The 11053-nt window shown below is 70.1% G+C and carries 11 protein-coding genes and 1 riboswitch; of the genes, 1 reads left to right on the forward strand and 10 read right to left on the reverse strand.

Features of this window, described 5'->3' with window-relative positions:
* Positions 1-75: 75 nt before the first annotated feature.
* Positions 76-172: riboswitch (glycine riboswitch) on the reverse strand.
* A gap of 307 nt (positions 173-479) precedes the next feature.
* Entirely contained in the window at positions 480-851 is a 372-nt protein-coding gene (locus ACFWEE_RS17580) for a PRC-barrel domain-containing protein (protein WP_327174592.1), read from the forward strand.
* On the opposite strand, the gene ACFWEE_RS17585 is transcribed toward ACFWEE_RS17580, so the two are convergent.
* The 10 genes from ACFWEE_RS17585 to ACFWEE_RS17630 form a co-directional block, all read right to left on the reverse strand.
* Positions 773-2302, reverse strand: a complete 1530-nt coding sequence (locus tag ACFWEE_RS17585) for a DNA polymerase IV (RefSeq protein ID WP_386890046.1) — start codon at positions 2300-2302, stop codon at positions 773-775. The genes ACFWEE_RS17580 and ACFWEE_RS17585 overlap by 79 nt on opposite strands.
* A gap of 107 nt (positions 2303-2409) precedes the next feature.
* Complete coding sequence (locus tag ACFWEE_RS17590) at positions 2410-3027, reverse strand: MerR family transcriptional regulator (RefSeq protein ID WP_386890047.1); 618 nt, start codon at positions 3025-3027, stop codon at positions 2410-2412.
* A 169-nt stretch (positions 3028-3196) separates the two neighbouring features.
* The gene (locus tag ACFWEE_RS17595) at positions 3197-3670 is read right to left on the reverse strand and encodes a bifunctional nuclease family protein (RefSeq protein ID WP_327174595.1); all 474 of its coding nucleotides are present in this window, start codon (positions 3668-3670) and stop codon (positions 3197-3199) included.
* A 53-nt stretch (positions 3671-3723) separates the two neighbouring features.
* On the reverse strand, positions 3724-4470 hold the full coding sequence (locus tag ACFWEE_RS17600; protein WP_386890049.1) for a MerR family transcriptional regulator: 747 nt from the start codon (positions 4468-4470) through the stop codon (positions 3724-3726).
* 44 nt (positions 4471-4514) lie between these two features.
* Positions 4515-5279: an FHA domain-containing protein gene (locus ACFWEE_RS17605; protein ID WP_386890051.1), complete on the reverse strand. Its 765-nt coding sequence runs from the start codon at positions 5277-5279 to the stop codon at positions 4515-4517.
* 202 nt (positions 5280-5481) lie between these two features.
* Complete coding sequence (locus ACFWEE_RS17610; RefSeq protein WP_386890062.1) at positions 5482-6252, reverse strand: DUF881 domain-containing protein; 771 nt, start codon at positions 6250-6252, stop codon at positions 5482-5484.
* A gap of 38 nt (positions 6253-6290) precedes the next feature.
* A complete protein-coding gene (locus tag ACFWEE_RS17615; protein WP_031069011.1) occupies positions 6291-6623 on the reverse strand; it encodes a small basic family protein in 333 nt (110 codons plus the stop codon).
* Complete coding sequence (locus ACFWEE_RS17620; protein WP_386890052.1) at positions 6620-7540, reverse strand: DUF881 domain-containing protein; 921 nt, start codon at positions 7538-7540, stop codon at positions 6620-6622. Before ACFWEE_RS17620 ends, ACFWEE_RS17615 begins: the two co-directional genes overlap by 4 nt.
* A 105-nt stretch (positions 7541-7645) precedes the next feature.
* The gene (locus ACFWEE_RS17625; protein ID WP_386890054.1) at positions 7646-10141 is read right to left on the reverse strand and encodes a sugar phosphate nucleotidyltransferase; all 2496 of its coding nucleotides are present in this window, start codon (positions 10139-10141) and stop codon (positions 7646-7648) included.
* A 110-nt stretch (positions 10142-10251) separates the two neighbouring features.
* Complete coding sequence (locus ACFWEE_RS17630; RefSeq protein WP_327174601.1) at positions 10252-10860, reverse strand: CDP-alcohol phosphatidyltransferase family protein; 609 nt, start codon at positions 10858-10860, stop codon at positions 10252-10254.
* Between the last annotated feature and the right edge of the window lie 193 nt (positions 10861-11053).

Consider the following 11053-nt stretch of genomic DNA (forward strand, 5'->3'; position numbering starts at 1 on the left):
CCGGCTTTCACCGTCGGTGAGGGCGGGCCGCACCGGGCACGTGCCGGGTGGGACCGCCCTGCTTTCCAGAGTGACCTCGTCCATGCGGTACGGGGGCCTGAGAGATTCCGGGGAGGATTTGCTCCTTCGGCGCCTCCGGAATCGACACCGGAGGCTCTCCCGCACGGGGTCAGCAGCCATGTGCCAGCCTACCAGCGGGGATCTTCGCCGTTTCTTCGAGTGGCCGATATCCGGAATCTGCACTTCTGTAGTGGCAGTGGAGTAGTTGCTGGGCCGCGTCGCCGAAGTGGCGTCGCTCGGCCGGAGGCCGGGCCGGACGGCGCCCGGTGCGTGCGATCGCAGGGCGGCGGACCGTCCCCGTACGGGGCGTACGGGGACGGTTCCGGCGACGCGGCGAGCGCGCGTGCCGGGCGCCGCCCGGCAGACGGCACTTCGACGACACGGCCCGGCCCCAGTCGTCGCGACCAGCGGGAGGCACCGTGCAGACCGACATCGATCCGCGCAGCCTGATCGGCCGCAAGGCATTCGACCGCGCAGGCGTCAAGATCGGCACGGTGGACGAGGTCTACCTCGACGACGCCACCGGCGTCCCCGAGTGGGCCGCCGTCCGCACCGGCTTGTTCAGCAGGGACGCCTTCGTCCCGCTGGAGCCGAGCGAGTTCGTCGAGGACACCCTGCGTGTTCCGTTCGACCGCGCGCTGATCCGGGACGCGCCGGACTTCGGTGTCGGGCGGCACCTCTCGCCCGAGCAGGAGCTTCAGCTGTACCGGCATTACGGACTCGACTCCTCCTCCGTGACCGATCCCGGCCCGGACCGCGACTTCGGCAGGCTGGCCGGCCAGGACGAGTAGTCCACCGGCTCCGCCACCAGTGGCAGCGGATCGGCGGGGTGCAGTTCCGGGTCGTCCACCCGGAACGTGCGCACCCGGCCGGGCGGGTCGCCCGGCCGCTCGAACCGCACGGTGACCCGGCCGACGCCGCTGCCCTGGACCCAGCCGTGCCCGTACGTCCCGTGCCGCACGTCGTGGCCCGGGGACCAGCGCCGCGCGGCGAGCCCGGCGGCCTCGTCCCCGGGCGCGTCGGCCGCGGTGCTCCCCGGCGGGCCGGGCGGTGCACCCGGGAGCCCGGACGGTGGGTCGGACGTCCCCCGGCGGGCTTCCGCCACCGGGTCCACCTGCGCGCCCGCCCCGGAGGCCGGCTCCGCCGGTTCCCCGGCCTCGCGCTCGGCCTGCGCCGCCTGCGCGAAGAGGTCCTCCTGCGTGTAGTCCGCCAGGCCCGTGACCCCCACGCCCAGCAGCCGCACTCCGCCGGTGGTGTCCACCCCCTCCAGGAGGCGGGCGGCGGCCTCACGCACCACGGAGGGGTCGTCCGTGGGGCCGCGCAGCGTCTCGGAGCGGGTCAGGGTGGAGAAGTCGTAGCGACGCACCTTGAGCACGACGGTGCGCCCGGAGCGCCCGGCCTTCCTCAGCCGCTCGACGCACCGGCCGGCCAGCCGCTCGACCTCCGTCCGCACCCGCGTGCGGTCGTGGAGGTCCACCTCGAAGGTGTCCTCGACCGAGACGGACTTGGCGTCGCGTTCGGCGACCACGGGCCGGTCGTCCAGGCCGAGCGCCATCCGGTACAGCGAGAGCCCGTGGGCCCTGCCCACCAGTCGTACGAGCTCGTCCTCGCCCGCCTCGGCCAGGTCGTGGACCGTGGTCATCCCGGCGCGCCGCAGATGGTCCCCGGTGGCCGGACCGACCCCGGGCAGGGTGCGTACGGGCATGGGCGCCAGGAGCTCCCGCTCGGTGCCCGGCTCGATGAGCATCAGCCCGTCCGGCTTGGCCTCCTCGGAGGCGATCTTCGCCAGCATCTTGGACCCGGCGAGCCCCACCGACCCGCTGAGTCCGGTGACCGTGCGGATGGCCTCCCGCAGCCGCTCGCCGGTGGCGCGGGCCGACGCGGAGTCGTCGGCGGCCCCACCGGCTTCCAGATCCACGAAGGCCTCGTCGAGACTGAGCGGCTCGACCAGCGGGGAGAGCCGTCCCAGGAGCTCCATCACCTGGTCGCTGACCGAGCGGTACAGGGAGAAGCGCGGCACCAGGTAGGCGGCGTTCGGCGCCAGCCGGCGCGCCTGGGCGGTGGGCATCGCCGAGTGCACGCCGAAGCGCCGCGCCTCGTACGAGGCGGTGGCGACGACCCCGCGCGGGCCGACGCCGCCCACCACGACCGGCTTGCCGCGCAGGCTGGGCTTGGCGGCCTGCTCGGCGGAGGCGAAGAACGCATCCATGTCGAGGTGGAGGATGGTGGGCGCGGATCTCACACCGCCGATGGTGCCCTACGCCACTGACAACGACACCGCCCGGCACCCGTTCGCCGGGGGCCGGGCATCCGGAAGCGTGTCCGTCCCCGGTTTCGGACGGCGGAGCGTCAGACGGCGCGGTTGCGGCGCCGGGCCAGTTCGTCGGTGGGGTTGTGGCCGACGAGGGTCTCCCCCGTGTCCACGCGCTCCCCGTGCAACTGCGAGAGGGCCGCGTCCACGTCCCGCCACACCACCCCCACGGCGATGCCGAAGACGCCCTGGCCGCCCTGGAGCAGGTTCACGACCTCGTCCGGCGAGCAGCACTCGTAGACGGTGGCTCCGTCGCTCATCAGCGTCATGCGTTCGAGGTCCTGGAATCCCCGGGCCCGCAGATGCTGCACCGTGGTGCGGATGTTCTGCAGGGCGACGCCCGTGTCCAGGAAACGCTTCACGATCTTGAGGAGCACCACGTCCCGGAAACTGTAGAGACGCTGGGTGCCCGAGCCGTAGGCCGGCCGGACGCTCGGTTCGACCAGTCCCGTGCGCGCCCAGTAGTCGAGCTGCCGGTAGGTGATCCCGGCCGCCGCGCACGCTGTGGGCCCGCGGTAGCCGATGCCGTTCGCCCCTGGGACACCGTCCCCCACCGGGGCCACCGGGTGAACCGGTTGCCTGATGGTGTGGTCGGCCCCACTGCCGTGCTGCGGATACGGCCCGCCCGCCGCCGCACCGTCGCCGCTGCTTCTCACGCCGACCTCCGTCCTTGACCTGCCCCCTCGAAGGTAGGCAGTCACCGGGGGTGCGTCAACGATCGCCACACTCGGCACGCCGAGTGATAATCACCCTGAGGGTGGTTTCCCGTGACGTCGGACCGGGAAGGGCTTCTCGAATGCGCGCCCGCCGCCCGGCCGGGACGGGTCACTGGCTGTTGGTACCGAAGTCCTCGGGCGAGATCTGGTCGAGGAACTCGCGGAACTTCTCGACCTCGTCCTCCTGCTCGTCCGGGATGGCGATTCCCGCGTCGTCGAGCACGCCGTCGCTGCCGTAGATCGGCGTTCCGGTGCGCAGCGCCAGCGCTATGGCGTCGGACGGCCGTGCGCTCACCTCCACACCGCTGGCGAAGACCAGCTCCGCGAAGAAGATCCCGTCCCGGATGTCCGTGATCCTGACTTCGGTGAGCTCTTGGCCGACCGCGTCGAGGACATCCTTGAAAAGGTCATGGGTCAGCGGCCTGGCAGGAGCCATCCCCTGCTGGGCGAAGGCGATGGCCGTGGCCTCGCCGGGACCGATCCAGATGGGGAGGTACCGGTCGCCTCCCACTTCACGCAGGAGAACGATCGGTTGATTGGAGGGCATTTCCACCCGGACACCGACAACGTCGAGCTCGTTCACACAGCAACCCTAGGACGTGCTCGCCATGTTTGGGTAGTCGGGCTCCGCCGAGGTCAGTGCGAACGCATGCGCAGGGCGGTCTGCACGAGTGCCGCGTGGAGCCGCACGGACAGCTCGGCGAGCTCCTGTGCGGTGGCCTCGGCACGTGCCCTGGTCTGCGGATTCCGGTGCCGGCGCAGGGGTGCCACCACCTGCTCGACCAGCCCGGCCTCCCGCTCGGCGGCGGCCCGCACGGCGCGCAGATGCCGCGGTTCGAGACCGAATCGGCCGAGGTCGGAAACGAGCTTCGCGACGTTCACCGCTTCGGTGTCGTACCCGCCCTCGGGCTCGGCCACGATGAGGCCGTAGGACTCCCATTCGGTGAGCTGCCGCTCGTCCGCGCCGGTGAGGGCGAGGAGCTCGGCACGGCCGATACGGGCCGCTGTGGGCGCCCCGGCCGTCGCCGCGTCCCAGCAGCTGTCGGCAAGGTCCTTCTGGCCCCCCGGAGAGGGCAGGGCGACCTGCTCCCCCCGGGCGAGGGCGTCCAGGTACTCCCGGATGACCTTCAGGGGGAGGTAGTGGTCCCGCTGCATGCGCAGCACCTGCGCGAGCTTCTCCACATCCTCGGAACTGAACTTCCGGTATCCGGAAGGCGTGCGCTCGGGCTCGACGAGCCCTTCCGCCTCCAGGAAGCGGATCTTCGAGATCGTGACTTCCGGAAACTCCTCGCGGAGCTGGGCGAGCACCGCGCCGATGCTCACCGCGCGGCGGTCCGCGGCGGCGGTGCCGTTACCGGCACCGCCCTGGGATGTTCGCAGCATGGGCCTTCCTGGGGTTCCCCCGGACGTGGTGGTCCGGGGCAGGGTCACACGCTCCGCTGGCTCGCGTAGAAGACCAGCCGGTACTTACCGATCTGGACCTCGTCACCATTGGTCAGTGCGACGGAGTCGATGCGCTCACGGTTGACGTAGGTGCCGTTCAGGCTGCCGACGTCCCCCACGGTGAAGCTACCGTCCGCGACCCGGCGGAACTCCACATGACGCCGCGACACGGTCACGTCGTCGAGGAAGATGTCGCTCTGCGGGTGACGGCCGGCCGTCGTCAGGTCGCCGTCCAGCAGGAAGCGGCTGCCCGAGTTCGGGCCGCGGCGGACCACCAGGAGCGCGCTCCCCGCGGGCAGCGCGTCCACGGCCGCCTGCGCCTCGGGAGAGAGCGAGGGCAGCATGGTCTGGCCGGTGACCTCGGCGTCGTACGCCTCCAGTCCGGAGATCGAGATCGTCGACGTGGTCTCGGAGGCGCGCTCGGGGATTCCGCCCTTCAGCGGCGCGCCGCAGTTGGAGCAGAACCGGCTGGTCGCCGGATTCCGGTGACCGCACCTCGCGCAGAGCGCCACGCCGGAGCCCGCCGGGGCGGGGTGGAATCCGGTGCTCGGCCCGGAGTCACCGGAACCTATGCCGGGGGCACCCGCCTGCGCTCCGGAGCCGCCGCCCGAGGCGGACAACTCGTCGCGGAAGAGGGGACGGTCGCCGCCCTGCTCCTCTTCCTGGCCGTGCCGCGGCGCGCGATGGCGGGCAGCACTGTTGCTGTCCTCGCGTGCGCTCTTTCCGAACAACTTCGCAAAAAACTTCACGGGCGATTCCCCTTGACCGACATAGACCCGCCCGTGGGGCAGGACGAACCCTGACTGAACACACCTGCCGACCCGGACATTCTCACAACGTCCGTATCCACCCGACAGTTTCCACCACGCACCATGGATACGGTGCGGCGACCCCCCGTAACCCCGCACACCTGCTTGGAGTTGCCGAGGGCCTTGCCCCGCCGGTGAACCACTACGACGACGACCGAGCGTAGTCAGGCTGCTTCGCAGGTCGCAAGGCGTCCACCGCAATGTCGTCGGCCCGTTCCACCACCGCCGTCGCCTGCTCCTTCTCCAGCGTCTGGACCACCCCGCCCGGGATGTTGAGCGCCGGCTCCAGATCCTCGGGCCTGCCGATCACCTCGAACGCGTACGGCGCCTCGACCGCACGGCCGTCGACCTTCACCGACCCGGCGTCCCCGGAGAAGTAGGTACTGGCGACCACGCGTACCCCGTTGACCTCGATGGCCTCGGCGCCGGCCGCACGGAGCTCCTGGACGGCGTCCAGCAGCATGTCCGGGGCGACCGACTCGGTCGGATCGTCGACGGTGAGCGTGATTCCCGGCCCGTGGGCCGCGACGGTACCCGCGAGGATACCCAGTTGCCGCTCCTTCTCCAGCGTCTGCTTGCGCGCCTCCTCTGCCTGGTCGGAACTGTTCTCCAGTTCCGTCCGCTGGGCGTCGAGACGCTGCTTCTCGTCCTCCAGCCGCTGGGTCCGGTCGTCGACCTCGTCGAGGATGCGTACCAGGTCCTCCTGGCGGGCGCCGCGCAGCGCGCTGTCGTCGTTGTTGGACCGTACCTGGAGCGCCAGGCCCAGTCCCAGCCCGAACAGCAGCAGCGCCACCACGAGTTGGGCCCGGGTGACCCGGGGCGGCCAGAGCCCGGCGCGCAGCCGCTGACGTCCGCTCAGCCCCTTCTCCTGCGCAGGGCGTACGGCAGCCGTCTCCGGAGCCTGGTGGTCCATCGCTTCGTCCCGGGGCGTCTCTTCGTCGTTCATCGGCGTCAGGCCCGGAAGACGTGCCGGCGGATGGCGGCGGCGTTGGAGAAGATCCGGATGCCCAGGACGACGACCACACCGGTCGACAACTGCGCGCCCACGCCGAGCTTGTCGCCGAGGAAGACGATGAGCGCGGCCACCACGACGTTGGACAGGAACGACACGACGAAGACCTTGTCCACGAAGATCCCGTCCAGCATCGCGCGCAGTCCGCCGAAGACCGCGTCGAGCGCGGCCACCACGGCGATCGGGAGGTAGGGCTCGACCACCGCCGGTACCTCGGGCCGGACGAACAGTCCGACCACGACTCCCACGACGAGGCCCAGTACGGCGATCACGATGTGCCCTTCCCTGTGTCTGCCGCACCACTGCCGGTGTCTGCGGCCTTCGGTTCTGCTGTGCGTACGATCAGGCTCGGCGCGGCCGGGAGACGTACCGTCTTCTGGTCGGACAGGCTGGTCCGGATGTCGAAGCCGTCGTGCAGGGCCTGGAGGTACTGGCCGTCCGCACTGGACCGGAACGTCGCGGCCAGCTTCTTCCCGTCCCCCACCGCGAGCACCGTATAGGGCGGCACGAGGGGCCTGTTGTCGACCAGTATGGCGTCTCCAGCGGCACGGATCGCCGAAAGTGCCGTCAGCCGCTGCCCGTTGATGGCCACGGCCTCCGCGCCGGACTCCCAGAGGCCGTTGACGACCCGCTGCAGGTCCCGGTCCCGCACCCGGCCGGTGTCCGCGAACCCGCTGGTGCCGCGCGGCCCGTCGTCGCCCTGGTCGGTCTCGTCGGCGTCGTCCACGACGAGTTTCACCCCGGGGCCCTCGACGGGGGTGGCCCCCGAGAGGAGGGCGACCAGCTCGCCCTGGTCCCCGCCGTGCTGGAGGAGAGCCGCCCGCTGCCGCTCCCCGACGTCCGTGCGGAGCTTCTCCACCTCGGATTCGAGGGAGTCGGCGGCGTGGGTCTCGCCGTCGATGCGGTCGATGAGTTCCTGGCGTTCCTTGGCCACCACCGGGGCCGACACCCTGGCCTGAGCGGCACCGAGGGTGACGACGACCGCGATGACCACGAGTCCGGCGGCGAGGCCCAGCTTGGCCCGCAGCGAGCGGGGCAGCCCCGCGGCCCCGCCGGACTCGCGGCGCGCCGCCGCCTCGGCGTACCCCTCGTCCAGGCTGTGGTCCATCACCTGGGTCAGCAGCGACATGGAGGCGTCGGGGCGGGCGGGCGGAGCGGAACTACTCCGTTCGGGGGGCGGCTGCGGCATGCCGCACATCGTCGCACGTCACCCCGGCTACCGCCGAATGGGCCTGACCACACGGGTCCGGGGAACCACCGGCGTGCGGCGGCTCCCCGGAACGGGTGCGGGCGATCAGTCCCCGGCGCTGTCGACGACCGCGGCCCACTCGTCCAGCAGCAACTGGGCGGAGGCGTCGTCGGGACCCTCGGCCCACAGGTGGGTGACGGCTTCGGCCGGGTCGGGCAGCACCATGACCCAGCGGCCGTCCGCCTCGACGACGCGGACCCCGTCGGTGGTGTCCACGTCCCGGTCGCCGGCGGCCTCGACGACCCGCCGCATCACGAGCCCCTTGACCGCCCAGGGGGTGGCCAGGTCGCGGCGGAGCACATGGGCGCGCGGGATACGGTCGTCGATCTGGCTCAGGGTGAGCTGGGTCCGGGCGATCAGCCCGATGAGCCGGACGAAGGCGGCCGACCCGTCGAAGACGCTGCTGAACTCGGGGACGATGAATCCACCGCGCCCATCGCCGCCGAAGATCGTGCTCTCCTCGCGGCCGACCCTGGTCAGGTCGTCCGGCGAGGTCGTCGTCCACTCCACCTGCGTGCCGTGGTACGCGGCCACCTGCTCGGCGACCCGCGTGGTGGTCACCGGCAGCGCCACCCGTCCGCTCCGCCGCTCGGCCGCCACCAGGTCGAGCATGACCAGCAGCGCCCGGTCGTCCTCGATGATCCTGCCCCGCTCGTCGACGAGGGAGAGCCGCTCACCGACCGGGTCGAACCGTACGCCGAACGCGGCCCGCGCAGACGACACGATCTCGCCGAGCCGGACCAGCCCGGCGCGCCGGGTCTCGGCGGACTCGGTGGGCCGCGACTCGTCGAGTCCCGGGTTGATGGTGAGCGAGTCGACGCCGAGCCGTCCGAGGAGGCTGGGCAGAACGAGCCCCGCACTGCCGTTGGAGGCGTCCACGACGACCTTCAGCCCCGATTCGGCGATGCCGGTCGTGTCGACGTTGCGGAGCAGGGAGCCCGTGTACGAGTCGAAGACGCTCGACGGGAAGTGCAGGTCCCCGATCTCGCCGGGGAAAGCCCTGCGGTACTCCTGGCGGGCGTAGACCCTGTCCAGCTTCCGCTGCCGGGCCTGCGAAAGGTCGGCACCCCGCTCGTCGAAGAACATGATGTCGACAGAGTCGGGGACACCGGGAGACGTTCTGATCATGATCCCGCCGGCGCTTCCGCGGGCCGTCTGCTGACGGGCCACCGGCAGCGGCACGTTCTCCAGGTCGCGGACGTCGATCGCGCTGGCCTGAAGCGCGGAGATGACCGCGCGCTTCAGCGCTCGCGCACCACGGGAGTGGTCGCGTGCGGTCGTGACGGTCGACCCCTTCTTCAGGGTGGTCGCGTAGGCGCCGGCGAGACGGACCGCGAGTTCCGGGGTGATTTCGACGTTCAGGATTCCGGAGACACCACGGGCTCCGAAAAGGTGCGCCTGTCCGCGCGACTCCCAGATCACCGAGGTGTTGACGAAGGCGCCGGCCTCGATGGTCTTGAAGGGGTAGACCCGCACATTCCCCTGGATGATCGATTCTTCTCCGACGAGGCATTCGTCGCCGATGACGGCGCCGTCCTCGATGCGGGCGGCACGCATGACATCGGTGTTCTTACCGATCACGCAGCCCCGCAGATTGCTGTGGGACCCGATGAAGACATTGTCGTGGACCACCGCCCGGTGCAGGAAGGCACCGGACTTGACCACCACGTTCGACCCGATGACGGTGTGCTCCCGGATTTCGACGTCCGCCTCGATCTTGGCGTAGTCACCGATGTAGAGCGGTCCGCGGAGGGTCGCGTCGGGGTGGACTTCGGCGCCCTCCGCCACCCATACGCCGGGGGCGATCTCGAAGCCGTCGAGTTCGACGTCGACCTTGCGCTCCAGCACGTCGGCCTGGGCCTTCACATAGCTTTCGTGCGTGCCCACGTCCTCCCAGTAGCCCTCGGCGACGTAGCCGTAGATCGGCTTGCCCTCCTTCATGAGCTGCGGGAAGACGTCGCCGGACCAGTCGACGGACGTGTCCGCCTGGACGTAGTCGAAGACCTCGGGTTCCATCACGTAAATACCGGTGTTGACGGTGTCCGAGAACACCTGACCCCAGGTGGGCTTCTCCAGGAACCGCTCGACCTGGCCCTGCTCGTCCACGATCGTGATCCCGAATTCCAGAGGATTGGGAACACGGGTCAGGCAGACCGTGACGAGACCGCCCTTCTCCTTGTGGAAGGCGATGAGGTCAGTGAGGTCGAAGTCGGTCAGCGCGTCACCGGAAATGACGAGGAAGGTGTCGTCCTTCAACGCTTCCTCGGCGTTCTTCACGCTTCCCGCGGTGCCGAGCGGCTTCTCCTCATTGGCATAGGTGAGCTCCATTCCGAGCTCTTCCCCGTCCCCGAAATAGTTCTTGACGAGAGAGGCCAGGAACTGGACGGTCACCACGGTCTCATTGAGTCCGTGCCGCTTCAGCAGTCGGAGCACATGCTCCATGATCGGCCGGTTGGCCACAGGAAGGAGCGGCTTGGGCATGCTTGAGGTCATAGGGCGAAGGCGTGTGCCCTCGCCGCCAGCCATCACGACGGCCTTCATGTCGGAAACGTCCTCCTAGAGACGACGGTTAAGCCGACTCGGCCCGTCGGGCGGCGTCGAGAGACATCTGCCGCGGTCCGGCCACACTGCACGGCACCGCTTCAACGAGCTCAATCGGCTGTTGCGTCCGCCTTGACGAGTCGGCGGACCTGAACCACGTAGAGGAGTCCTGCCCACCAATACAAGGTTGTACCCCACCCGGCGAACGCCCATCCGAAAACTGCGGCCAACGTTTCAAGCCAACCACTTCCGTCGCTGAGCAGCAACAAGGGGAAGGCGTACATCAAGTTGAAGGTTGCAGCTTTCCCGAGGAAGTTCACCTGGGGCGGCGGATAACCGTGCCGGCGGAGGATGCCGACCATCACCAGCAGCATCAGTTCCCGGGCCAGGAGCGCGATGGTGAGCCAGAGCGGCAGGATCTCGCGCCAGGTGAGCCCGACGAGAGTGGAAAGGACGTAGAGCCGGTCCGCCGCGGGGTCGAGGAGCCGCCCGAGGCTGCTGACCTGGTTCCACCGACGGGCGAGCTTGCCGTCGAGGTAGTCGCTGATACCGCTCAGCGCGAGTACCAACAGCGCCCAGCCGTCACTGTGCGGGCCGCCGAACACCGGGCGAAGGATCAGCCACAGGAAAAGCGGTACCCCGACAAGGCGAGCCATGCTGAGGATGTTGGGGATGGTGAGGACCCGGTCCGTCTGAACCCGAGTCTCCTGGACCTCCACCCGGGGGCCTCCTGTGTGAAGAAATGTGCCAATGATGCCCCCTGACCTTACCGTCAGCCACCGCGCCCGGGTGCAGCAGGGGTCGAAAAACCGCCCCGGAACGCAGAAAACCCCCGTGCCTTATGGCACGGGGGTCTCCCGGAAAAATTGTTCGGCGGCGTCCTACTCTCCCACAGGGTCCCCCCTGCAGTAC

The sequence above is a fragment of the Streptomyces sp. NPDC060184 genome, from assembly GCF_042728795.1.
Classification (GTDB): Bacteria; Actinomycetota; Actinomycetes; order Streptomycetales; family Streptomycetaceae; genus Streptomyces.